General features: G+C 71.5%; 18 protein-coding genes. 7 read left to right on the top strand and 11 right to left on the bottom strand.

From position 1 onward, the window contains the following. Positions 1-33 precede the first annotated feature (33 nt). The 4 genes from JKV81_RS01575 to JKV81_RS01560 all read right to left on the bottom strand — a co-directional run bounded on the left by JKV81_RS01575 (position 34) and on the right by JKV81_RS01560 (position 4,068). A complete protein-coding gene (locus JKV81_RS01575) occupies positions 34-753 on the bottom strand; it encodes an ABC transporter permease (RefSeq protein ID WP_202074777.1) in 720 nt (239 codons plus the stop codon). A gap of 34 nt (positions 754-787) precedes the next feature. Further along, positions 788-1,639 carry an ABC transporter permease gene (locus JKV81_RS01570; RefSeq protein WP_372444045.1) on the bottom strand — a complete coding sequence of 284 codons (852 nt, stop codon included), beginning with the start codon at positions 1,637-1,639 and terminating at the stop codon, positions 788-790. 49 nt (positions 1,640-1,688) lie between these two features. Then, the gene (locus JKV81_RS01565) at positions 1,689-2,672 is read right to left on the bottom strand and encodes an ABC transporter ATP-binding protein (protein WP_202074776.1); all 984 of its coding nucleotides are present in this window, start codon (positions 2,670-2,672) and stop codon (positions 1,689-1,691) included. Positions 2,673-2,802: 130 nt separating this feature from the next. Beyond that, positions 2,803-4,068: an NYN domain-containing protein gene (locus JKV81_RS01560; RefSeq protein ID WP_124276950.1), complete on the bottom strand. Its 1,266-nt coding sequence runs from the start codon at positions 4,066-4,068 to the stop codon at positions 2,803-2,805. Positions 4,069-4,336: 268 nt separating this feature from the next. On the opposite strand from JKV81_RS01560, the gene JKV81_RS01555 reads away from it, so the two are divergent. Further along, a complete protein-coding gene (locus JKV81_RS01555; RefSeq protein WP_099176222.1) occupies positions 4,337-4,516 on the top strand; it encodes a hypothetical protein in 180 nt (59 codons plus the stop codon). 77 nt (positions 4,517-4,593) lie between these two features. On the opposite strand, the gene dnaE is transcribed toward JKV81_RS01555, so the two are convergent. After that, on the bottom strand, positions 4,594-8,130 hold the full coding sequence (gene dnaE, locus JKV81_RS01550) for a DNA polymerase III subunit alpha (RefSeq protein ID WP_202074775.1): 3,537 nt from the start codon (positions 8,128-8,130) through the stop codon (positions 4,594-4,596). Between the two features lie 203 nt (positions 8,131-8,333). Here dnaE and JKV81_RS01545 point away from each other — a divergent pair, with 203 nt between their 5' ends. The 4 genes from JKV81_RS01545 (at position 8,334) to JKV81_RS01530 (ending at position 13,213) form a co-directional block, all read left to right on the top strand. Continuing rightward, a complete protein-coding gene (locus JKV81_RS01545; RefSeq protein ID WP_124276948.1) occupies positions 8,334-9,659 on the top strand; it encodes a DUF2252 domain-containing protein in 1,326 nt (441 codons plus the stop codon). Positions 9,660-9,745: 86 nt separating this feature from the next. Further along, entirely contained in the window at positions 9,746-10,468 is a 723-nt protein-coding gene (locus JKV81_RS01540) for a hypothetical protein (protein ID WP_129262182.1), read from the top strand. Positions 10,469-10,508: 40 nt separating this feature from the next. Continuing rightward, positions 10,509-11,324, top strand: coding sequence for a thioredoxin domain-containing protein (locus tag JKV81_RS01535; protein WP_129262183.1), 816 nt, complete (start codon positions 10,509-10,511; stop codon positions 11,322-11,324). Between the two features lie 218 nt (positions 11,325-11,542). Further along, positions 11,543-13,213 (top strand): alkaline phosphatase D family protein, encoded by a 1,671-nt coding sequence (locus JKV81_RS01530; protein ID WP_129262185.1) that lies wholly within the window; start codon positions 11,543-11,545, stop codon positions 13,211-13,213. Positions 13,214-13,267: 54 nt separating this feature from the next. On the opposite strand, the gene JKV81_RS01525 is transcribed toward JKV81_RS01530, so the two are convergent. Then, positions 13,268-13,846: a dienelactone hydrolase family protein gene (locus JKV81_RS01525; RefSeq protein ID WP_124276944.1), complete on the bottom strand. Its 579-nt coding sequence runs from the start codon at positions 13,844-13,846 to the stop codon at positions 13,268-13,270. Between the two features lie 37 nt (positions 13,847-13,883). Between JKV81_RS01525 and JKV81_RS01520 the strand changes: the two genes are divergently transcribed. Next, positions 13,884-15,026 (top strand): mechanosensitive ion channel family protein, encoded by a 1,143-nt coding sequence (locus tag JKV81_RS01520; RefSeq protein WP_202074774.1) that lies wholly within the window; start codon positions 13,884-13,886, stop codon positions 15,024-15,026. Positions 15,027-15,096: 70 nt separating this feature from the next. Here JKV81_RS01520 and JKV81_RS01515 read toward each other — a convergent pair whose 3' ends face one another. The 5 genes from JKV81_RS01515 to JKV81_RS01495 all read right to left on the bottom strand — a co-directional run bounded on the left by JKV81_RS01515 (position 15,097) and on the right by JKV81_RS01495 (position 19,867). After that, the gene (locus JKV81_RS01515; RefSeq protein WP_129262189.1) at positions 15,097-16,683 is read right to left on the bottom strand and encodes a Na+/H+ antiporter; all 1,587 of its coding nucleotides are present in this window, start codon (positions 16,681-16,683) and stop codon (positions 15,097-15,099) included. 114 nt (positions 16,684-16,797) lie between these two features. Then, complete coding sequence (locus JKV81_RS01510; RefSeq protein ID WP_129262191.1) at positions 16,798-17,274, bottom strand: GNAT family N-acetyltransferase; 477 nt, start codon at positions 17,272-17,274, stop codon at positions 16,798-16,800. Further along, complete coding sequence (locus tag JKV81_RS01505; protein ID WP_099176232.1) at positions 17,271-18,212, bottom strand: RluA family pseudouridine synthase; 942 nt, start codon at positions 18,210-18,212, stop codon at positions 17,271-17,273. Before JKV81_RS01505 ends, JKV81_RS01510 begins: the two co-directional genes overlap by 4 nt. A gap of 23 nt (positions 18,213-18,235) precedes the next feature. Continuing rightward, complete coding sequence (gene lspA / locus JKV81_RS01500) at positions 18,236-18,850, bottom strand: signal peptidase II (protein WP_202074773.1); 615 nt, start codon at positions 18,848-18,850, stop codon at positions 18,236-18,238. A gap of 258 nt (positions 18,851-19,108) precedes the next feature. Continuing rightward, positions 19,109-19,867, bottom strand: a complete 759-nt coding sequence (locus JKV81_RS01495; RefSeq protein ID WP_202074772.1) for a TraR/DksA family transcriptional regulator — start codon at positions 19,865-19,867, stop codon at positions 19,109-19,111. Between the two features lie 553 nt (positions 19,868-20,420). Between JKV81_RS01495 and ileS the strand changes: the two genes are divergently transcribed. Then, positions 20,421-23,570 carry an isoleucine--tRNA ligase gene (gene ileS / locus JKV81_RS01490; protein WP_129262194.1) on the top strand — a complete coding sequence of 1,050 codons (3,150 nt, stop codon included), beginning with the start codon at positions 20,421-20,423 and terminating at the stop codon, positions 23,568-23,570. Positions 23,571-23,676 lie beyond the last annotated feature (106 nt).

Raw genomic sequence — 23,676 nt, 5'->3', positions numbered from 1 at the left:
TCCGAGCGGCGGGCACCGGCCAGGACCTGCCGGCTACGGACGCTCCGGCCGGCCGTCCTCGGCGCCGGGCTCCGCGGGCGCACCGGGCGCCGGCCCGAAGGCATTGCCGGGCCCCGGCTCCGCCTGCGGCGACCCGTAGGAGCCCGCCCACTCCGGCTCGGGGTCCCGCGGCCCGAACAGCGCGGTCAGACCCAGGTGGACGATCATCGCCGCGATGGGCCAGGCGAGCATCGCCGCCCCCACCGCGTGCAGCTCCAGCGGTGCGTCGAAGGTGACTCCCTTGCCGACCTCCTTGGCATGGGCCACCACGTCGGACGTCGGCCCGAGCCAGGTGCCGATCCCCCACGCCAGCAGGGAGCCGAGCAGCCCGCCAAGGGCCAGCCCCACCACCAGCGGGATGCCTCCCCGCCTGCGGAGGAGGAAGACGACGGCCGCCGAGACGAGGCCGAAGGCGAGGGCCAGCAGCACGAACGTGCCGTCGGCCCCGATGGCCTCCTCGCCCTCGCTGTTCTTGAGGAACACGGCGGTGTCGTCGGAGACGAGCGGCACCCGGGGCGCCAGCCACAGCCAGAGCAGCCCGAGGCCGATTCCCGCGACGGTCAGCACCGCGGCGACCACCGCGGCCTGCCGCAGCTCCGCGCTCCGCTCGTCCGGGCCCGGCTGCTCGGCGTGCACGAGGTGGGACCCGGACGGCGGGGCCTGCCACGGGTCGTTCGGCTGGGGCTGGTGCGGCGGCGTCAACGGTGCGGTCACGGTGCCATCGTGCCAGGCCGGTCGGTGCCCCGCCTCACCGGACCGCCGCACGCCGGTACGCCCAGGCGGCCACGGCCAGCGAGAGCACACCGACCGCCGCGCACACCGCGAGATCGAGGGCGACGACCGCCCAGTCGGGACGGGCGTCGAAGGACCGGGCCAGGGCCTCGACGCCGTACGTCGAGGGGAGCAGGTCCCGTGCCCACCCGACCGGCCCCGGCAGCCGCTCGGCCGGGAGCACGCCCAGCAGCAGCGCCGCCGACATGCCCAGCTGCCCGAGCAGCGTCGCCACCTCCTGCCGGGGTGCGAGGAGCCCGAGCGCGGCGCCCAGCCCGGAGAGCGCGGCGCCGGAGAGCGGGATGACGGCGACGAGCACCCACAGGTGCGTCATCGGGAGCCCGAAGAGCGCGCTGCCCGTCACCGCCGTGACGATCGTGCCCGGCACGGTGAACGAGGCGTACGCGCCGGCCGCCCCCAGCACCACCGCGGCGGGCGGCACCGGCAGCGTCGCGTAGTGGTCGAGCCCGCCGCCGGCCCGGAGCTGCCCGAAGTACTGGGCGAGCAGGTTGAGCGCGACGAAGGCGACGACCAGCACGCTGGACCCGGCGACGACGGCCCGTGCCTCCGCGCCGCCGTCGACGACCCCCCGCATCAGGACCATGATCCCGATGGACTGGAAGGTCGCGACGAACAGCAGCGGGATCCGGGCCACCCTCGCCCGTGAGAGCTGCGCCCGGTAGACGGCGGCCAGCGACGGAAACAGCCTGGCCCGCGGCGCGAGGTCGGCGGGGGCGGTGCGGGCGGGGCTGTCTGTCGTCCGCACGGCGGAGGTCCTCACCTTCGGCCCGGCCACCTGCGCGGGCTCCGTGGGAACGATGCTCGTCACCTGGCAGCGCTCCCGTCCGACACGTATCGCGACACGTCCACCGTCCTGCTCACGCCTTCACCAGTCCCTCGGCGGCCCGGGCGGCGTCCCCGCCGAGCGCCAGATAGACGTCCTCCAGGCTGGGCGTGGCCAGGGTGAAGTCGTCGAGCGAGGAGAACGCCTCCCCGCCGGTCACCGCGGCCACCGCGGCCCGCGCCTCGTCCGGGCCGAGCCTCAGCACCCACCGGCGCCCCGACTCCTGGGCGGACTCGCGGAGCGCGGCCACCTCCGGGACGTCCAGCGGGGCGCGCTCGCGCCAGACCAGCTCGACCCGCACCTCGCCGGCCACCTGCTCCTTGAGCCCGGCCGGGGTGTCGCAGGCGATGACCTTGCCGCGCTCCATGACGGCGACCCGGTCCAGGACCGTCTCCGCCTCGATGACGTTGTGGGTCACGAGCAGCACCGTCGCCCCGTGCTCGGCGCGGCGCCGGTCGACGGCGGCCCAGACGGAGCGGCGGGCGACGGGGTCCATGCCGGTCGTCGGCTCGTCCAGCACCAGGACCGGGCGCTCGCCGACCAGGGTCGCGGCGAAGCAGGCGAGCCGCCGCTGGCCACCGGACAGCTTCTTCAGCGGGCGTCCGGCGAGACCGGTGAGCCCGAGTTCCTCCAGTACGTCGTCGCGGGCGGCCCGCGCCTCCCGCACGGGCAGGCCCCTGAGCCGCCCGGTGGTCTCCGCGGCGAGCGACACGGTCAGCTCGTCGAGGGCGGTGGACTCCTGGCCCAGGTAGCCGATGAGCCGCGAGGCCCGCTCGGGATGGCGCACGAGGTCGTGCCCCAGCACCTCGACGCTCCCGGAGTCGGGGCGCATCAGCCCGGTGAGCTGGCGCACCAGCGTGGACTTGCCCGCGCCGTTGGGCCCGAGCAGCCCGAAGATCTCGCCGCGCCGGACATCGAGACGGACCTCGTCGGTGGCGCGCACCTCGGGGGTGGCGGCGCGGCCGCGCCGGCCGCGGACGGCCGGGTAGGTCTTGACCAGATCACGCACCGCGCACACGGTTCGCACCTGTGCTGTGCCCGTGCCCTGCGCTGCGCCCGTAGCCTGTGCTGTGCCCGTACTCACGAGGGATGAGCCTACGGGGTCGGATGCCCCGTATTGCGTCCGGGGCCGGGCAGGGCCACCCCGCTCACTCCCCCGCGGGAGCGTGCTCCGCGGCGGCCCGTACGTCGATCTCGCGCCAGAACCCCGCGCGGATGGCATAGCGGTCGTGCTCGTCGATCTGGTCGTCCTTGTGCGCGAGCAGCCCGAAGCGGGCCGCGTATCTCAGCAGTTCACCGTCGATGCGGTGCGGGATGCGGGGGTACATGGTGGACAGCTTCTGCAGGTGGACGGTCTCCGGCAGCCGTTCCATCCAGCGCCGGGCGAAGACCTGGCCGACCTCGAAGGGGTCACCGCCGACGGTGGTGATGTCCTCCTCCCGGTCCGCCCAGCGCTGTTCCGCGCTGGTGAGCTGGGCCAGGGTCGGCAGGGACGCGGTCTCGGCGGGTTCGCCGAGCGGCCCCCCGCGCTCGACCCAGCCCTTGTCGGACGACCAGCGCAGGGTCGCGTTGGGGGCGGGCGGCTGCGGGGTGTGCTGCGCGGCCTGGGCGCCGGGGGCGCGCAGGCTCGCCAGGTCCTTGGGGGTGGGGACGCCCTTGTGCCCGGGAGCGGGCTGGGGGTGCGGGGCGGCCTCCGGCTCCGCGGTCCCGGTGCCGGTGCCGTTACGGGCCGCGGCGGCCTGGGCCTCCGAGGCGCGCTCGGCGGAGGCGGCGAGGGCGGCCTCGGGCAGCGGTGCGGAGAGGATCGCGGCGATCTCGGGGCGCGGGACGGGCGGGGGCGCGCACACGCCGCCCGTCTCCTTGGCCCGTACGGCCTTGGTGATCCAGGCCCGGTCGAGCACGCGGCGCTCGTCGGCCTCGGCGACGAGGTCCTCGGACTGGTTGTAGTCGCCGTCGGCGGCCTGCACGGCCCAGAGGTGGACGGCGACGCCGTGCTCCTTGGCGGACATCAGCCCGGGCAGCAGATCGCCGTCACCGGTCACGAGCACCACGTCGGAGCAGGCGCGGTTCCTGGCCAGCTCGGTCAGCTCGGCGTGCATGGCCGCGTCGACGCCCTTCTGTGCCCAGCGGCCGTCACTGCGCGTGAGCGCGCCCAGCCGAACGGTCACCCGGGGCATGACCCGCAGCCTGCGGTGCTCGGGCTGCGGCACGCGGTCGGGTGCGCCGTCGAACCAGTAGATGCGCAGCAGGGGCTGTTCCGTATCGGCCTCCGCGCGCTCGCGCAGGCCCTGGATCAGGGCCGCGTGGTCGACGGTGATGCGGGAACGGGCGGGCTCTCCGGCCAGCAGACTCGCGGCTGCGCCCAGCAAGTAGCCGGCGTCCACCAGGACGACGCAACGGTCCACGCGTTCCACCCTCTTCCAACTCGGGAGCGGATCGGCGGGCCCTGACGTGGGGGTGGGTCCGCCGGCCCGGGGTTCGCTTACTCAGGGTTTCCTTCGAGTCTGCCCGACGGCAGGGGGGTTAAGGTCCGGAACTCGATCATCGGCGTGGCGGATCGGGAAGCGGCGCATGATACCTCGCCTACTACGCTCGGTAATGATCCAACATGCGACCTTTCCGGTGCTATGTGAGTCTGACAGCGGTTCTGGACCCCCCAGATCTCTCTCAGGAGGCATCACGATGGCGAAGAACAAGAACCGTAAGCAGGGCAGCCAGCAGGACCGCGCGTCCGCCGCCGAGCGCGGCGCCGAGGAGGCCAAGTCGACGGCGTACGAGTCGCAGACCCAGCCCCAGTCGCAGGCGCAGGGCAGCCCGGCCGACGTCGCACGCAAGCACCAGAAGCGCTTCGGCCACAACTGACGGCCCGCCGGGCCGACAGGCCGAGAGGGGCGCCGCGCCACTGGCGGGGCGCCCCTCTCGCGGTGCGGGTGCGGTCGTCAGCCGGCCAGGCAGGACGGGCCGAGCAGCACCTTCAGGTCGCCGAAGAGGGCGGGGTCCGGCTTGACGCGGTGCCGGTCGAGCCGGAGGACGGTGGTCTTGCGCGGGCCCTGGAGCCTGATGCGCACCTCGGTGTCGCCCCGGTGGTTGCTGAGGACCTCGCCGAGCCGGCTGACCATGGGCGGGGTGACCCGGACCGTGGGGATGGTCAGGACGACGGGCGCGTTGGTCCCCGCGTTGGAGATGTCGGGGACCTGCATCTCCATGGCGACCAGGCGCGGCACGTCCTCGCGCTTGTCGAGGCGCCCCTTGACGAAGACGACGGTGTCCTCGACGAGCTGGGTGGAGACCAGCTGATAGGTCGCGGGGAAGAACATGCACTCGATGGAGCCGGCGAGGTCCTCCACGGTGGCGATGGCCCAGGCGTTGCCCTGCTTGGTCATCTTGCGCTGGAGGCCGGAGATGATGCCGCCCACGGTGACGATCGCCCCGTCGGAGTGCTCACCGCCGGTGAGCTGCGAGATCGCCGCGTCCGACTTGTCGGACAGGACGTGTTCCAGACCGAAGAGCGGGTGGTCGGAGACGTACAGGCCGAGCATCTCGCGCTCCTGCGCGAGCAGGTAGGACTTCTCCCACTCGATGTCGGAGAACTCCACGTCGAGACCGAAGCCCGGCTCGTCGCTGTCCGTCTCGCCGCCGCCGAAGAGGTCGAACTGTCCCTCGGCCTCCTTGCGCTTGACCTGCACCACGTTGTCGATCATCGGCTCGTGGTGGGCGACGAGTCCCTTGCGGGTGTGTCCCATCTCGTCGAAGGCGCCGGCCTTGATGAGCGATTCGACGGTGCGCTTGTTGCAGACGACCGCCTCGACCTTGTCGAGGAAGTCGGGGAACGTGGAGTACTTCCCCTTCGCCTTGCGGCACCTGATGATCGAGTCGACCACGTTCTGCCCGACGTTGCGGACGGCGGTGAGCCCGAAGAGGATTACGTCGTCACCCTGGGCGGCGAAGTTCGACTCGGACTCGTTGACGTTCGGCGGGAGGACCTTGATGCCCATGCGCCGGCACTCGTTGAGGTAGACCGCCGACTTGTCCTTGTCGTCCTTGACGGAGGTCAGCAGGGCCGCCATGTACTCGGCGGGGTAGTTCGCCTTGAGGTAGGCGGTCCAGTAGGTGACCAGGCCGTACGCCGAGGAGTGCGCCTTGTTGAACGCGTATCCGGCGAAGGGCACCAGCACGTCCCAGAGCGCCTTGATGGCCGCGTCGGAGAAGCCGTTCTTCTTGGCGCCTGCCTCGAAGAGGACGAAGTTCTTCGCCAGCTCGTCGGCCTTCTTCTTGCCCATCACGCGGCGCAGGATGTCGGCCTCGCCGAGCGAGTAGCCGGCGACGATCTGGGCGGCCTTCTGCACCTGCTCCTGGTACACGATGAGGCCGTAGGTGAGGCCGAGGACCTCCTTGAGCGGCTCCTCCAGCTCCGGGTGGATCGGGGTGATCTCCTGGCGGCCGTTCTTGCGCTCGGCGTAGTTCGTGTGCGAGTTCATTCCCATCGGGCCCGGCCGGTAGAGGGCCGAGACGGCGGAGATGTCCTCGAAGTTGTCGGGCTGCATCTGGCGCAGCAGCGAACGCATGGGGCCGCCGTCGAACTGGAACACCCCGAGCGTGTCACCGCGGCAGAGCAGCTCGTACGTCTTGGGGTCGTCCAGCGGCAGGGAGAGCATCTCCAGGTCGATGCCCTTGTTGGCCTTCACCATCTTGATGGCGTCGTCCATGATCGTCAGGTTGCGCAGGCCGAGGAAGTCCATCTTCAGCAGGCCGAGCGACTCGCACTGCGGGTAGTCCCACTGCGTGATGGTGACGCCGTCGGTGTGCCGGACCCAGACCGGGGCGTGGTTGACGATGGGCTCGCTGGACATGATCACGCCGGCGGCGTGGACGCCCATCTGCCGGACGAGGCCCTCGACACCCTTGGCGGTGTCGATGACCTTCTGGACGTCCGGCTCGTTCTCGTACATCCCCCGGATCTCGCCCGCCTCGCTGTAGCGCGGGTGCTTGGGGTCGGTGATGCCGCTGAGGTCGATGCCCTTGCCGAGGACGTCGGCGGGCATGGCCTTGGTGAGGCGGTCGCCCATCGCGTACGGGTAGCCGAGGACGCGCGCGGAGTCCTTGATGGCGTTCTTGGCCTTGATCTTGCCGTAGGTGCCGATCATGGCGACCTTGTCGGCGCCGTACTTCTCGGTCACGTACCGGATCACCTCGACGCGCCTGCGCTCGTCGAAGTCGATGTCGACATCGGGCATGGAGACGCGCTCGGGGTTGAGGAAGCGCTCGAAGATCAGCCCGTGGGTGATCGGGTCGAGGTCGGTGATGCCCATGGCGTACGCGACGATCGAACCGGCGGCGGAACCACGGCCGGGGCCGACCGCGATGCCGTTGTTCTTGGCCCACATGATGAAGTCGGCCACGACGAGGAAGTACCCCGGGAACCCCATCTGGATGATGATGTCCATCTCGTACTCGGCCTGCTTCTGCCGGTCCTCGGGGACGCCTCCCGGGTACCGGCGCTCCATGCCGACCCGGACCTCCTCCTGGAACCAGGTGACCTCGGTGAAGCCCTCCGGGATGTCGAACTTCGGCATCAGGTCGCGCTTCTCGAACATGCCGGTGGTGTCGATCTGCTGCGCGACCAGGAGGGTGTTGGCGCAGCCCTCCTGCCAGGCGTCCGAGGAGTCGACGGCGTACATCTCGTCGGTCGTCTTGAGGTAGTAGCCGGTGCCGTCGAAGCGGAAGCGGTCCGGGTCGGAGAGGTTCTTGCCGGTCTGGATGCAGAGCAGCGCGTCGTGCGCCGTCGCCTCGTGGGCGTACGTGTAGTGCGAGTCGTTCGTCACGAGCGGCGGGATGTTCAGCTTCTTGCCGATCTCGAGGAGCCCGTCACGGACCCGGCGCTCGATCTCGATGCCGTGGTCCATCAGCTCCAGGAAGTACCGGCCCTCGCCGAAGATGTCCTTGTAGTCGGAGGCCGCCTGGACCGCCTCGTCGAACTGGCCGAGCCGCAGCCGGGTCTGCACCTCGCCGGAGGGGCACCCGGTGGAGGCGATCAGGCCCTCGGACCACTGGGAGATGGTCTCCCTGTCCATACGCGGCCACTTCTGCAGCCAGCCCTCGGCGTACGCGTCCGAGGAGAGCTTGAAGAGGTTGTGCAGGCCGGTGCTGTTCGCCGCCCAGATCGTCTTGTGGGTGTAACCACCGGAACCCGAGACGTCGTCCCGCTTCTGGTGGGGCTGGCCCCACTGGATCTTGCGCTTGTGCTTGCGCGACTCGGGGGCGACGTAGGCCTCGATCCCGATGATCGGCGTCACCCCGGCCTTCTGGGCCGAGTGGAAGAAGTCGTAGGCGCCGTGGAGGTTGCCGTGGTCGGTCATGGCGATGTGCGACATGCCCATCGTGTTCGCCGCCTCGAACATGTCCTTGAGCCGCGCGGCACCGTCCAGCAGCGAGTACTGGGTGTGGACGTGCAGGTGCGTGAATGGCGGCTTGCTCACGGCGCTGTGCCTCCGGAAGAACTCGGGATGACGGCTGGGTTCCGTCGTTCGGATCGGGCCGGGAGGGACCCGGGGGGACAGCGTGGAAGTCTACGTCTCCGAGGTGACAACCGGCGGGCACTCCGGGGTACGGTCGCGCGTTGGAAGAGCGGGGACGCCCGTCCCTTTTGTCATGAACGCCATGTACCAGGAGGCACCCAGCGATGTCGGACACGCAGACCGGCGCAGAAGAGCGCGGGGAGCAGATCCTCGCCGTTTTCGACACCGCGTTCGGGCAGCTCCTGGCCGCCGACCCCGCCGCCTTCCGGGTCAAGTTCCGCAAGATGGCCGGCTCGGCGTTCGCGTTCTACCGGGGCTCCGCCGGCCTGTTCTACGCCGACCTGGACCGTGAGCAGCACTCCGGCGCCTATCTGGACGAGCGCACGAGCCGGGTGTGGATCCACGGCGATCTGCACGCCGAGAATTTCGGCACCTACATGGACGCCAACGGCCGGCTCGTGTTCAACGTCAACGACTTCGACGAGGCGTACGTGGGCCCCTTCACCTGGGACCTGAAGCGCTTCGCCGCCTCCGTCGCCCTGATCGGCTACGCGAAGGCCCTGGGCGACGACCAGATCACCGAGCTCGTCCGGGTCTACGCCGCCGCCTACCGGGAGCGGATCCACGCCCTGGCGACGGGCGCCAAGAACGACGAGGTGCCGCCCTTCACCCTGGACACCGCCGACGGCCCGCTGCTCGGCGCGCTGCGCGACGCCCGTTCGCTGACCCGGTTCGGCCTGCTGGACTCGATGACGGAGATCCGGGACTTCGAGCGCCGGTTCACCGCCGACGGAGGCGCGATCGACCTGGACGCGGCGACGCGCTACAAGGTGCTCGCTGCGTTCGACGGCTATCTGGAGACGCTGCCGGAGTCGAGCCTCACCCGGCCCGACTCCTACCGGGTGAAGGACGTCGTCGGCCGCCGGGGCATCGGCATCGGGTCGGCGGGCCTGCCCTCGTACAACATCCTGCTGGAGGGCAACAGCGACGCCCTGGAGAACGACGTGGTGATCTACGTCAAGCAGGCGCAGACCCCCGCGGTCTCCCGGCACGTCACGGACGCGGCCGTGCGGGACTACTTCCAGCACGAGGGCCACCGCACGGTGATCTCGCAGCGCGCGCTCCAGGCGCACGCCGACCCGTGGCTCGGCTGGACGGAGCTGGACGGGTCGGGGCAGCTGGTCGCCGAGGTCTCTCCGTACGCGGTGGACCTGGACTGGTCCGACATCGACGAGCCGGAGGAGATCGCGGCGGTGGTCGCCGACCTCGGCCGGGCCACGGCGACGATGCACTCGGCGGCGGACGACGAGAGCGGGCACTCGCTGGTGCCGTTCTCCACGGAGCGCGCGATCGACGCGGCCATCGCGGCCGACGAGGACGGCTTCGCGGAGCTCCTCGTGGACTTCGCGCACGGCTACGGCGCCCGCGCCCGCGCCGACCACCAGATCTTCGTCGACCTCTTCCGCAACGGCCGCATCCCGGGCCTGTAGGACCCGCGCGCGGGAGACCCGGGCTCCGGGCCTCCCGCGGCGTCCTTAGGGCTCGCTTACAGGAACGCATGACACACTCTCCGGCGATGGACGTATCAGGGACCAGGATCAGAGCGGTACGCGCGGCGCTGTTCACCGCGCTCGTCGTCACGCTCTCGTCCGCGTCCCATGTGCTGCTCTCCCGGGTTCCGCTGCCGCTGACCGTCGTGGCGCTGCTGGCCGGGGCCGTCTTCGCCGTGGCGTTCGCACTGGCCGGCCGGGAGCGCGGCTTCGGGGCGATCGCCGGGCTGCTGGTCCCGCTGGAGCTGGCCGCCGACACCGTGTTCACCACCGGCCAGCACCTCTGTTACGGGGCGGCGGGCGGCCCGATCGCGGGCCCGCTGCGCTCCGTGGGCGTCGACGTGCTCTGCGGCGGCGAGGCAGGAAGCGGGGCCGACGGGCTCTCCGGTGTGGCGTCGGTCGGCACACCGCTGGCCGGGGTGACCGGCCAGGGCGGCCATGCCGCCGCCCTGCTGGCCTCGCCGGGTCCCGCGGTCCCCTGGCTGCTGCTGGCCGCGCACGTGGCGGTGGGCCTGCTGGCCGCCGCCTGGCTGCGGCGCGGCGAGTCGGCGCTCGCGGGGCTGCTGCGCGCGGCCGCGGCCGTCGCCTTCCGGCCGCTGCTCACCGCGGTCGCCGTGGTGGGCACGGCCCGGCGGCGCGCACAGCCCGCCCGTCGCGCCGGGCGCCCGCACCCGCTCGCACCGGCCCGCTTCCTGGTGCACTCCGTGGGACGGAGGGGCCCGCCGCTCATGGCCCTCACCTCTGCCTGAGTCGCGGTACCCCCCTTCGAACCCCCTACGGAGCATCCCCATGAGCAAGCGCAACACCCAGGCCAACAAGTCCGCCGCCCGCGAGCGGCTGCGCGCGGAGCGCGAGCGCCAGGCCAAGAAGGACAAGGCCCGCAAGCAGGTCGTCGTCGGCGTCTCGGTCGTGGCCGTGCTCGCCGTCGCCGGCGCGGTCAGCTACGGCGTGATGCAGCTGAACAAGCCCTCCGCCTGGGAGGCCGCCGCCGACGCGAAGAACGTCACCGCCCCCAAGAACACCTCGGGCGACGACGGCACGACCGTCGTGATCGGTGAGTCGAGCGCCAAGAAGACCCTGGAGCTGTACGAGGACTCGCGCTGCCCGATCTGCGCCACGTTCGAGCAGACGGTCGGCGAGACCGTGGCCAAGGACGTCGAGGCCGGCAAGTACAAGATCAAGTACGTCGGTGCGACCTTCATCGACAACTCGGACAGCGGCGAGGGCTCGAAGAACGCCCTGAGCGCGCTGGGTGCGGCGCTGAACGTGAGCCCGGACGCCTTCCTGGAGTACAAGACCGCGCTGTACTCCGCGAAGTACCACCCCGAGGAGACGGACGACAAGTTCGCCAAGGACAGCTACCTGCTCGACGTGGCGGAGTCGGTGGACGCGCTGAAGGGCAACAAGGCGTTCCAGAAGGACGTCGAGGACGGCACGTACGACGCCTGGGCGATCAAGATGTCCAAGGCGTTCGACAAGAGCGGTGTCCAGGGCACGCCGACGCTCAAGATGGACGGCAAGACACTCACCGCCGAGGGCAGCGAGAACGCCCCCATGACCGTGGCCGACTTCAACACGGCGGTCACCAAGGCACTGAAGGGCTGACCCTGCCTCACGGAGCCCCGCCGCGTGACGGGATCCCCGGACCGACGGGGCCTGCCGCCGACGGGAGCCCCGGACCGACGGGACCTCCCGCGTGACGGGAGATCCCGCGGCCCCGCGGGGGCGGCAGGCGTAACTCCTGGCGACATCCGGCCAACAGGCGGGCGAACTTCCTTTGTTCGCCCGCCTGTTCGCTCTACCCGCCAGTAGGGTGATGGCCCGTGACCAGACGACACCTCTCCGCGACACCCAGCCGCCGCACGGTCGTCAAGGCCGCCGCCGCCACCGCGGTCGCCGGCTCCGTGCTCACCGCCACCGCCGCCGGCGCCCACGCCGCCGACGGCCCCGCCTTCCTGCACGGCGTCGCCTCGGGCGACCCGCTGCCCGACGGCATCCTCCTGTGGACCCGTGTGACCCCCTCCCCCGGCGCCCTGCCCGGCTCGGGCACCGGCGCCGACACCCCGGTGATCTGGGAGATCTCCGAGGACAAGGCCTTCACCCGGGTCGCGGCCCGGGGCACGGCCGTCGCACGGGCCGCCTCCGACCACACCGTCAAGGCCGACGTCCGCGGGCTGCGCCCCGCCACGACGTACTGGTTCCGCTTCTCGGCCCCGCCCGGCGGGACCGAGGGCGGCCAGGGCATCGTCTCCCCCGTCGGCCGCACCCGCACGGCGCCCGCCGCCGGTGCCACCGTCCCGGGGATCCGGTTCGGCGTGGTGTCCTGCGCCAACTGGGAGGCGGGCTGGTTCTCCCCGTACCGCCATCTCGCGGACCGCACCGACCTGGACGCCGTGCTGCACCTGGGCGACTACATCTACGAGTACGCGTCGGGCAGTTATCCGACCCAGGACACCGTCGTACGTCCCCACGCCCCGCTCCACGAGATCACCACGCTCGCCGACTACCGCCTCCGGCACGGCACGTACAAGACGGACACAGACCTCCAGACCCTGCACGCCACCCATCCGGTGATCGCGATCTGGGACGACCACGAGTTCGCCAACGACGCCTGGTCGGGGGGCGCCGAGAACCACACCCCCGGCACGGAGGGCTCGTGGGCCGCCCGGGTCGCCGCCGCGAAGCAGGCCTACTTCGAGTGGATGCCGGTCCGCGCCTCCACCGAGGGCACCGTCTACCGGCGTCTGAGCTTCGGCCGGCTCGCCGAGCTGCACCTGCTCGACCTGCGCAGCTTCCGTTCCGAGCAGGCCTCGATCGGCAACGGCGCGGTCGACGACCCGGAGCGCACGATCACGGGCCGGGCCCAGCTGGACTGGCTGAAGGCCGGTCTGACCGCGTCCGACGCCCGGTGGAAGCTGGTCGGCACCTCGGTGATGATCTCGCCGGTCGCCTTCGGGGCGCTGCCGGCCCATCTCCTCGCGCCGCTTGCGGAGCTGCTGGGGCTGCCCTCGGAGGGGCTCGCGGTCAACGTCGACCAGTGGGACGGCTACACGGACGACCGCAAGGAGCTGATCTCCCATCTGCGGGACAACGGCGTCCTGGACACGGTCTTCCTCACCGGTGACATCCACATGGCGTGGGCCAACGACGTACCGGTGAAGGCGGCGACGTACCCGCTGTCCGCCTCCGCGGCGACCGAGTTCGTGGTGACGTCGGTGACCTCGGACAACCTGGACGACATCCTGCGGGTGGCCCCGCAGACGGTGTCGCTGGTCGCGGCGGCAGCGGTGAAGGCCGCCAACCGCCATGTGAAGTGGGTCGATCTGGACTCGCACGGCTACGGCGTCCTCGATGTGACGGCCGAGCGCTCGCAGATGGACTACTACGCGGTCTCCGACAAGACCGCGAAGGACGCGACGTCGTCCTGGGTCCGCTCCTACCGCACGCTCAGCGGCACCCAGAAGATCGAGCGGGTGAACGCCCCGGTGCGCTGACCGGCCAAAACCGGGCGGGGCCGCGCACCGGGGTGCGCGGCCCCGCCCGGGTGGCTACAGCGTGGCCAGGAAGCCGAGCGCGACCTTCCAGGTCAGCTCGGCGGCGTCCTGGTCGAAGTCGGGCAGCTCGGGGTCCGTGTACAGGTGCCCGGCCCCGGGATAGCGGTAGATCTCGACGTCGGCCCCGGTCCGCTGCATCTGGAGGTACCAGCTGTTCAGCCAGTCCGGCGACTCGAACGCGTCGGGGTCGGCGACGTGCAGCTGCACGGGCAGCTCGTCCACCGAGGCGTTCTCGGCGATGTCCGACGTGCCGTGGAGGAGCAGCAGCCCGCGGGCCTTCGCGTCGCCGAGCGCGAGGGTCTGCGCCACGGAGGCCCCGAAGGAGAATCCCGCGTACACGAGGCCCTGGTCCGAGTAGGGCGCGGCGGCCAGCACGGCACGCTTGAGCAGCTCGTCCTTGCCCACCTGGTCCTTGAAGGCCATTCCTTCCTCGACCGTTTCGAAGGTGTGCCCCTCGAAGAGATCGGGCACGCGCACCTCGTGCCCGGCTGCGCGCAGCCGCTCGGCAGACGCGTGCACGGCCGGCCTCAGACCGTAGGTCGAGTGGAAAAGCATGATGTTCATGCGCTCCATGGTGCCAGGCCCGCCCCGACTCTTGGAGGACGACGGAATGGAGAACGTACTGCGACCGCTGCTCGTGCTGGGCGGGTCGCTGGTGATCACCCTGCTGGTGGGGTGGCTGGTCGACCTGCTGCTGCGCCGCGCGGACAGCCGCCATCACGAGACGCCTCTCTGGGGCCTGCTGCGGCTCTGCCGTCCGCCCCTCCAGGTGGTGCTCTGCACGGCGCTGCTGAGGGCGAGCTTCGGCCAGCTCAGGATCGACGTGGTGCGCGACAACCGGGACGCGATCGGCCAGGTCCTGACCCTGGTGCTGATCGGGGCGACGGCCTGGCTGGTGATCCGCGTGGCCGCCACGATCGTCCAGTCCTCGTACGCCCGTTACGCGACCTCGACGCGCGACCCCGCCCGTGTCCGCCGGGTCCGGACCCAGGTGACGCTGATCCAGCGTGTGGTCACCGCGGTGGTGGCGACCGTCGCGGTCGCCGCGATGCTGCTCACCTTCCCCGCGATGCAGTCCGTCGGAACGTCGATGCTGGCGTCGGCCGGTGTGCTCGGCATCGTCGCCGGTGTCGCGGCCCAGTCGACCCTCGGCAACCTCTTCGCCGGGTTCCAGATCGCCTTCGGCGACATGGTGCGGCTCGGCGACACCGTGGTCGTGGACGGGGAGTGGGGCACGGTGGAGGAGATCACCCTGACCTTCCTCACCGTACGGACCTGGGACGAGCGGCGGTTCACCATGCCGGTGTCCTACTTCACGAGCAACCCGTTCGAGAACTGGTCGCGCGGCGGCGTGCAGATGTCCGGCACCGTCTTCTTCCAGCTCGACCACTCGGCCCCGGTCTCCGCGATGCGTGACAAGCTGCGCGACATCCTCGGCCAGTGCGCCGCCTGGGACGGCCGCGACTGGTCCCTGGCCGTCACGGACACCTCCCCGACCACGATGGAGGTGCGGGCGGTGGTCACCGCGAAGGACGCAGACGACATCTGGACGGTGCGCTGCGCGGTGCGGGAGCAGATGATCGGCTGGCTCCGCGACCACCACCCGTACGCGCTGCCCCGGGTCGTGACGTCGCCCGCGGTGCTGCCGCCGGGCGACCACTGGCGGGAGCTGACGGGCGCGGACCACGGCCGGACCCCGCCCAACGGCCATGTGCCGACCCCGGACAAGGCGCCCCGCACAGGGCGTGGCTGAGCCGGCCCCGGACAAGGCCCCCCACACTGGGCGTGGCCGAACGGGCGCCGCAGGGGGCGAGCCGGGCCGGTCAGCGCAGGCTGTGCACGTCCAGGAAGCGCAGCACCCGGTCCACCACCTCGGGGTCCGAGCCCGGCTCGCTGCGGGCGTCGAGCACCGCGTGGCGGGCGGCCGACATCATCTCGCGCTGGATCCGGCCGACCTCCTTGAACCGCTTGGCCCGCTGCGCGTAGGCATCGCGCCGGTCCTCGTCGACCATGTCGGGGCTGATCCGCGCCCCGATGTCGTACGCCGCGCGCTGGAGCCGCTCCAGCACCTCCTCGGGGAGCTCCTCGGTGTTCTGGACCTCCTTGAGGCGGGCCTTGGCGGCCTTCGCCGCACGGATCGCGAGATCGCGCTCCAGTGCCTGTTCGGCGTCGGTGTCCGCCCGGACGCCGAGCTTGCGCACGAGCCACGGCAGGGTCAGGCCCTGGAGGACGAGGGTGACCATGATGACGACGAACGCGATGAAGATGATCTCGTCCCGGCCGGGGAACGGCTTGCCGTCGTCCGTCTCCAGCGGGATCGCGAGCGCCAGCGCGACGGAGGCCACCCCGCGCATCCCGGCCCACCACATGACGACGGTCTCGCGGACGCTGGTGGGGATCTCCTCGCTGACGTCACGGCGGGTGTGCAGTCGCTTGGCGAGCCAGCTGGCGGGCAGCAGCCACAGGAGCCGTACGCCGACGACGACCGCCGCGACACCGAGCCCCCAGCCCAGCAGGGTCAGTTCGCGTCCGTCGGCGGTGCCGAAGACGTTGTGGAGTTCGAGGCCGATCAGGCCGAAGGCGACACCGGTGACCAGAGTGTCGACGATCTCCCAGAAGGACCGGCCGGTGAGGCGCCCGAGGACGTCGTCGGCGTCGGCGGTGTGCTCGGCGAGGAAGAGCGCGGTGGTCAGGACGGAGAGCACGCCCGAACCCATCAGCTCCTCGGCCAGTACGTAGCTGACGAACGGCACGAGGAGCGTCAGGCCGACCTGGAGGGTGGCGTCGCCCAGGTACCCCATCAGCTTGATGGTGAGCCAGCCGAGCACCAGGCCGACGACCACGGCGACCACGGCGGAGAGGACGAGCAGCCCGAACGCGGCGGGCAGCGAGAAGGTGCCGCTCACGGCGGCGGCGATGGCCACGTGGTAGAGCACGATCGCCGTGACGTCGTTGAACAGCCCCTCGCCCTCCAGGACCGACACGAGCCTGCGCGGCAGCCCGACCGAGCCGGCGACGGCCGTCGCGGCGACGGGATCCGGCGGGGCGACGAGCGCGCCCAGGGCGACGGCCGCGGCGATGGGCAGACCGGGCACCAGCGCGTTGGCGACCGTGGCGACAGCCGCCGTCGTGACGAAGACGAGGGCGACGGCCAGCAGGAAGATCGGCCGCCGGTTGGCCGCGAACTGCCGCCAGGAGGTGCGCTGCACGGAGGCGTACAGCAGCGGGGGCAGCACGGCGGGGAGGATGAACTCCGGGGGGATGTCCACATCGGGGACAAAACTGGCGAAGGCCATGACGATCCCGGCCAGGGTCATCAGGATCGGTGCCGGGAGACGCAGGCGCTCCCCGAGCGGCACCGTGACCACCGCTCCGAGCAGGAGCAGGAGCAGGAGTGCCATCTGGTCCACGTTGTGCCTTCCGCAGCGCGCCGGGCCCCCGGGGCCCGTTGATCAGCCGATGAGAGCTCCCAGCGTGCCATGTGCGCCCCGCGGACCTGCGGCAACCCCCCTTCGGGGGTGCGGTCAGAGCGCCCGGCGCATGGACCGGTGCGGGATCCCGGCGTCCGGGAACTCGGGGCCGTACGCCGTGTAGCCGAGCCGCTCGTAGAAGCCGAGGGCGTGCGTCTGGGCGTGCAGGTCCACGGCGCTCAGGCCCAGCGTCCGGGCCTCTTCCTCTATGGCCCGGACCAGTGCGGCACCGACGCCCAGGCCCCTGGCCGCGCGGGTCACGGCGAGCCGGCCGAGCGACCCGACGGCCAGGTCGCCGCCGGTCCGGTCCGCCGCGGCCTCGCCGTGCAGCAGCCGCCCCGTGCCGAGCGTGGAACCGTCCGCGGCCACGGCGATGACGTGCACGGCCGTGGCGTCGTGGACGTCGTACTCGATCTCCTCGGGGACCTGCTGCTCGCCGACGAAGACGTCCTTACGGACCTGGAAGCAGGCCGCGAGGTCGCTCTCACCGAGGGCCCTGCGGGTGCTGTACGGGGTGGTGCCGGAAGTCATTCGCTCTCCGCGGCGATCGTGTCGAGGGCGTGGCGCAGGTCGTCGGGGTAGCCGCTCTCGAATTCGACCCAGCGGCCGTCGGACGGGTGCTCGAAGCCGAGCCGGACCGCGTGCAGCCACTGCCGGGTCAGGCCGAGGCGCTTGGCCAGCGTGGGGTCGGCGCCGTAGGTCAGGTCGCCGACGCAGGGGTGGCGGTGCGCGGACATGTGCACCCGGATCTGGTGGGTGCGCCCGGTCTCCAGCTTGATGTCGAGCAGGCTGGCCGCGCGGTAGGCCTCGATGAGGTCGTAGTGCGTCACGGAGGGCTTGCCCTCGGCGGTGACGGCCCACTTGTAGTCGTGCTGCGGGTGGCGGCCGATGGGGGCGTCGATGGTGCCGCTCATCGGGTCGGGGTGGCCCTGCACCAGGGCGTGGTACTTCTTCTCGACGACCCGGTCGCGGAACTGCGCCTTGAGCAGGGTGTACGCCCGCTCGGACTTGGCCACGACCATCAGGCCCGAGGTGCCGACGTCCAGCCGGTGCACGATGCCCTGGCGCTCGGCGGCGCCCGAGGTCGAGATGCGGTAGCCGGCCGCGGCGAGGCCACCGATGACGGTGGTGCCGGTCCAGCCGGGGCTGGGGTGGGCGGCGACGCCCACCGGCTTCATGATGACGACTATGTCGTCGTCGTCATGGACGATCTCCATGCCCTCGACGGGCTCGGCGACGACCTGGACCGGAGCGGGTGCCTGCGGCATCTCCACCTCCAGCCAGGCGCCGCCGTGGACCCGCTCGGACTTCCCGGCCACCGCGCCGTCCACCTGGACCTTCCCGGCAGCGGCCAGCTCGGCGGCCTTGGTGCGGGAGAAACCGAACATCCGGGAGATGGCGGCGTCGACACGCTCGCCCTCCAGGCCGTCGGGTACGGGCAGGGTGCGGACCTCGGGATACGTACTCACCAGTCGAGTATGCCTTGCGCCCACTAGTCCTTGTGCACGGTGCCGTCGGGGTCCAGGCCCTTGAAGGAAAGGATCACGATGAGGATCCCGCCGCAGACGATCGCGGAGTCGGCGAGGTTGAAGACGGCGAAGTGCGCGGGGGCGATGAAGTCGACCACCGCGCCCTTGAAGACCCCGGGCGCACGGAAGATGCGGTCGGTGAGGTTGCCGAGTGCTCCGCCGAGCAGCAGCCCCAGGGCGATGGCCCAGGGCAGGCTGTAGAGCTTGCGGGCCAGCCGGATGATCACGATGATCACGACGGCCGCGATGGCCGTGAAGATCACGGTGAACGCCTCACCGATCCCGAAGGCGGCGCCGGCGTTGCGGATCGCGTCGAACTTGAGCCAGTCGCCCAGGATCTCGATGGGCTCCTGGTGCTCCAGCTTCGCGACCACGATCATCTTGCTGACCAGGTCCAGGAGGTAGGCCAGGACGGCCACGCCGAGGAGGACCAGGATCTTCTTCCTGCCCCGTCCGCCGACCGGCCCGTCGCTCGCGGCCGGGGCCGTGCCCTCGGCGGGCTGCTGGGGCTCCGCCCCGTCGGCCCTCTCGGCATCAGGGATATCCGGCGTACCGATGATGCGCTCCGCCTCTGCCACGTGAGTCCCTCAACCTAGGTGCCTGACTGAGGACGAGGGTACGACACACCCGGGGGATCAGGGGCCCCAGGACCCGCCTCCCCGGCTTCCACGGCCGCCGGATCGGGCCTGGTCAGGCCGGACCGGACCGGAACGAACCGGTCCGGCCCGATCCGTCCGGTCCGGCACCGTCCGGCCACCCGGCCCGGCACCGTCACCCGGGCCCGCACCGTCCGGCCGCCCGGTCCGGCACCATCGCCCGGCCGGGACGCGGAGCCGTTATCCGCGCCGCTCCTGCTTCTGCTTGTCCTCCACGCAGAGCGTGGCCCGGGGGAAGGCCTGCATCCGCGCCTTGCCGATCGGCTTGCCGCAGACCTCGCAGAGCCCGTACGTCCCGGCGTCGAGCCGGGCGAGGGCCCGCTCGGTCTGGTCCAGCGTCTCCTGGGCGTGGGCCGCCAGGGACAGCTCGTGCTCCCTGGTGATGTTCTTCGTACCGGTGTCGGCGTCGTCGTCCCCGGCGCCGTCCCCGGAGTCGCGCATCAGGCCGGCCAGCGCCGCGCCCGACGCCTCCAGCTCGGTGCGCAGCCTCAGGACCTCACCGGCCAGCTCGGTCCGCGCCGCGTCGACCTCCTCCGGGGTCCAGGGGTCCTCCCCCGGCCTGACCGCCAGGTCTCCGGGCGCCGTCGCCGCGCCGGCCCTGGCCGGGGGGACCGCGGTCGCGGTGCCCTCTCCTACAGCCGTGGTCCGGGCCGCGCTCTTCTTGGCTACCACCGTGTGGGCTCCTGTCTGCTCGGCGGCCTGGGCCGCCCCCGTGGCCTTCTTCGACGCCTTCTTGGCTGCGCTCTTCTTGGCCGTGCTCTTCTTCGACGCCTTCTTCGCCGCGCTCTTCTTCGCCGGCGCGTGGTGCGCCGGGTCCCGGCCGGACTCCTCCGCCTCCGGGCCGGCCTCCTCGCCCGCCTTCCCGGTCTCCTCCTCGGCAGCCGCAGCCGTGGATCTCTCGGACGCCGTTCTCGATACGGCGGTCTTCTTCGCCACCATGGCCGCGGCCCCTTCACATATTGTGATCTTGCACGCGAATCGTGCTGGGGACGATAAATCGACCCCAGCTCCGCGGCAACGGGGCACGCCGCCGGTTCGCCCCTCCCCGCTGCCGGGCAGTGGCGCGCCTGCAACCGTTGTGCCCAGCTCCCCGCGCGGTAATCCGCCCCGCCCGCTCTCCGGAGACTCCTGCCGCCCCGAGTGGCCATTCGGGTGCACGCCCCTCCTCCCGCACCGTCGGCGGATAACCGGTCGGCCGTCGGCCGTACGGCCCCGTACACTGGCCGCAGCGAGAGGCATCGATGGGACGAGTAGCGTCGTACGCAGCCAGGAGCGACCCGGGGACGGTGGGAGCCCGGGGGCGAGCGCGCCGTGAAGATCACCCCGGAGCCGCCGGAAGAACGCCGCGAGGCAAGTAGAACCGGCGTCGCACCCCAATGAGGGGGCCGTGGGCGGCGCACGCCCGGGGCCAAGGAGGGTGGTACCGCGGGAGCTGATCCGGCTCTCGTCCCTCCGACGGAAGTGGAAGACGTCCGCCGGAGGAAGCCCGCACATGACATCGCCGCAGTACCGCCAGGTACCCGCCCAGGTCGACCTGCCCGCCCTCGAGCACGCCGTGCTCGACTTCTGGCGCGACAGCAAGGTCTTCGCCAAGAGCCTCGAACAGTCCGAGGGCCGCCCCGAGTGGGTCTTCTACGAGGGCCCGCCGACCGCCAACGGCATGCCCGGGGCCCACCACATCGAGGCCCGCGTCTTCAAGGACGTCTTCCCGCGTTTCCGCACCATGCAGGGCTACCACGTCGGCCGCAAGGCCGGCTGGGACTGTCACGGCCTGCCGGTCGAGCTCGCGGTGGAGAAGGAGCTGGGCTTCAACGGCAAGAAGGACATCGAGGCCTATGGCATCGCCGAGTTCAACGCGAAGTGCCGCGAGTCCGTCACCCGCCACACCGACGCGTTCAGCGAGCTCACGACCCGCATGGGGTACTGGGTCGACCTGGACGACGCCTACCGCACGATGGACCCGGAGTACGTCGACTCCGTGTGGTGGTCGCTGAAGGAGATCTTCAACAAGGACCTGCTGGTCCAGGACCACCGCGTCGCCCCCTGGTGCCCGCGCTGCGGCACCGGCCTCTCGGACCACGAGCTCGCCCAGGGGTACGAGACGGTCGTCGACCCCTCGGTCTTCGTACGCTTCCCGCTCACGTCGGGCCCGCTGGCCGGCCGGGCCGCGCTGCTGGTCTGGACGACCACGCCGTGGACCCTGGTCTCCAACACCGCCGTCGCCGCGCACCCCGACGTCACCTACGTCGTCGCGACGGACGGCACGGAGCAGCTGGTCGTCGCGCAGCCGCTGGTCGAGAAGGCGCTCGGCGAGGGCTGGGAGCTCACCGGCGAGACCTTCACCGGCCGCGAGATGGAGCGCTGGACGTACGAACGCCCCTTCCAGCTGCTGGAGTTCCCGAGCGAGGCGCACTACGTCGTCAACGCCGAGTACGTCACGACCGAGGACGGTACGGGTCTGGTCCACCAGTCCCCCGCGTTCGGCGCCGACGACCTCCAGGTCTGCCGTGCGTACGGCCTGCCGGTGGTGAACCCGGTCCGCCCCGACGGCACCTTCGAGGAGGACCTGCCGCTGGTCGGCGGTGTCTTCTTCAAGAAGGCCGACGAGGCCCTCACCGAGGACCTGGACGCGCGCGGCAAGCTCTTCCGTCACGTCCCGTACGAGCACAGCTACCCGCACTGCTGGCGCTGCCACACGGCCCTGCTCTACTACGCGCAGCCGTCCTGGTACATCCGCACGACGGCGGTCAAGGACCGGCTGCTCCAGGAGAACGAGAAGACCAACTGGTTCCCGGACTCGGTCAAGAACGGCCGCTTCGGCGACTGGCTGAACAACAACGTCGACTGGGCGCTGTCCCGTAACCGCTACTGGGGCACCCCGCTGCCGATCTGGCGCTGCGAGGACGACCACCTGACGTGCGTGGGCTCCCGCGCCGAGCTGACGGAGCTGACGGGCACCGACCAGTCGTCGCTCGACCCGCACCGCCCGTTCATCGACGAGATCACCTTCACCTGCTCCCACGAGAACTGCCAGCTGGAGGCGTACCGCGTCCCCGAGGTCATCGACGCCTGGTACGACTCGGGTTCGATGCCGTTCGCGCAGTGGGGCTACCCGTACAAGAACAAGGAGATCTTCGAGAGCCGTTACCCGGCGCAGTTCATCTCGGAGGCCATCGACCAGACGCGCGGGTGGTTCTACACGCTGATGGCGATCGGCACCCTGGTGTTCGACAAGTCGTCCTACGAGAACGTGGTCTGCCTGGGCCACATCCTCGCCGAGGACGGCCGGAAGATGTCCAAGCACCTGGGCAACATCCTCCAGCCGATCCCGCTGATGGACCAGCACGGCGCCGACGCGGTCCGCTGGTTCATGGCGGCCGGCGGCTCCCCGTGGGCGGCGCGCCGGGTGGGCCACGGCACGATCCAGGAGGTCGTCCGCAAGACGCTCCTCACGTACTGGAACACGGTGGCCTTCCAGGCCCTGTACGCCCGTACGTCGGGCTGGGCGCCGTCCGCGGCCGACCCGGCCCCCGCCGACCGCACGGTCCTCGACCGCTGGCTGCTGAGCGAGCTCGGCACCCTGGTGGACGAGGTCACCAAGGCGCTGGAGGGTTACGACACCCAGCGCGCCGGCAAGCTGCTCTCGGCGTTCGTGGACGACCTGTCCAACTGGTACGTCCGCCGCTCCCGCCGCCGCTTCTGGCAGGGCGACAAGGCCGCGCTGCGCACGCTGCACGAGGTCGTGGAGACGGTGACCCGGCTGATGGCCCCGCTGACGCCGTTCATCACGGAGCGGGTCTGGCAGGACCTGATCGTCCCCGTCGCCCCGGACGCCCCGGAGTCGGTGCACCTGTCCGACTGGCCGAAGGCGGACCCGGCGTCCATCGACCCGGTGCTCTCCTCCCAGATGGCGCTGGTACGCCGCCTGGTGGAGCTCGGCCGGGCCACGCGGGCCGAGTCGGGGGTCAAGACCCGGCAGCCGCTGTCGCGGGCCCTGGTCGCCGCCTCGGGCTTCGAGGCGCTCACTACGGAGCTGCGCGCCCAGATCACGGAGGAGCTCAACGTCTCCTCCCTGGCCTCGCTCTCGGAGGTGGGCGGCTCGCTGGTCGACACCACGGCCAAGGCGAACTTCCGCGCACTGGGCAAGCGGTTCGGCAAGGGCGTCCAGGCGGTCGCCAAGGCGGTGGCGGACACGGACGCCGCGGCGCTGTCCCTGGCCCTGCGCGAGGGAACGGCCTCGGTGGAGGTCGACGGCGAGCGGATCACCCTCGCCCCCGACGAGGTCATCATCACGGAGACCCCGCGCGAGGGCTGGTCGGTGGCGTCCGACTCGGGCGCGACGGTCGCCCTGGACCTGGAGATCACCCCGGAGCTGCGGCGTGCGGGCCTGGCCCGTGACGCGATCCGCCTCATCCAGGAGGCCCGCAAGAACAGCGGCCTGGACGTGGCGGACCGCATCGCCGTCCGCTGGACCTCCACCTCACCGGCGACGGCCGAGGCCCTGACGGAGCACGCGCCCCTGATCTCGGACGAGGTCCTGGCCCTGGACTACGCACAGGGCGAGGCGGACGACACGTACGGCACCCCGTTCGAGGACGAGGGCCTGTCCCTCACGTTCCGCCTCCGCAAGACCCAGGCGTAACCCGCCGACGAGGGGCCCGGCCGGAATCCTTCCGCCCGGGCCCTTCACTGTTCCCCACCCCGCTGTTCCCCACCCCCCGGCCCCACCATCCAGCCCCTCCGGCGTT

Origin of the sequence: Streptomyces silvae (genome assembly GCF_016745505.1) — a bacterium.
Classification (GTDB): Bacteria; Actinomycetota; Actinomycetes; order Streptomycetales; family Streptomycetaceae; genus Streptomyces; species Streptomyces silvae.
This window is presented reverse-complemented; position numbering and strand designations above follow the sequence as displayed.

Coding starts and splice junctions, on each gene's coding strand:
- JKV81_RS01555 (WP_099176222.1), top strand. CDS start 4,337: ATGGCGAAGAACAAGAACCGTAAGCAGGGCAGCCAGCAGGACCGCGCG.
- JKV81_RS01545 (WP_124276948.1), top strand. CDS start 8,334: ATGTCGGACACGCAGACCGGCGCAGAAGAGCGCGGGGAGCAGATCCTC.
- JKV81_RS01540 (WP_129262182.1), top strand. CDS start 9,746: ATGGACGTATCAGGGACCAGGATCAGAGCGGTACGCGCGGCGCTGTTC.
- JKV81_RS01535 (WP_129262183.1), top strand. CDS start 10,509: ATGAGCAAGCGCAACACCCAGGCCAACAAGTCCGCCGCCCGCGAGCGG.
- JKV81_RS01525 (WP_124276944.1), bottom strand. CDS start 13,846: ATGGAGCGCATGAACATCATGCTTTTCCACTCGACCTACGGTCTGAGG.
- JKV81_RS01520 (WP_202074774.1), top strand. CDS start 13,884: ATGGAGAACGTACTGCGACCGCTGCTCGTGCTGGGCGGGTCGCTGGTG.
- JKV81_RS01510 (WP_129262191.1), bottom strand. CDS start 17,274: ATGACTTCCGGCACCACCCCGTACAGCACCCGCAGGGCCCTCGGTGAG.
- JKV81_RS01495 (WP_202074772.1), bottom strand. CDS start 19,867: ATGGTGGCGAAGAAGACCGCCGTATCGAGAACGGCGTCCGAGAGATCC.
- ileS (WP_129262194.1), top strand. CDS start 20,421: ATGACATCGCCGCAGTACCGCCAGGTACCCGCCCAGGTCGACCTGCCC.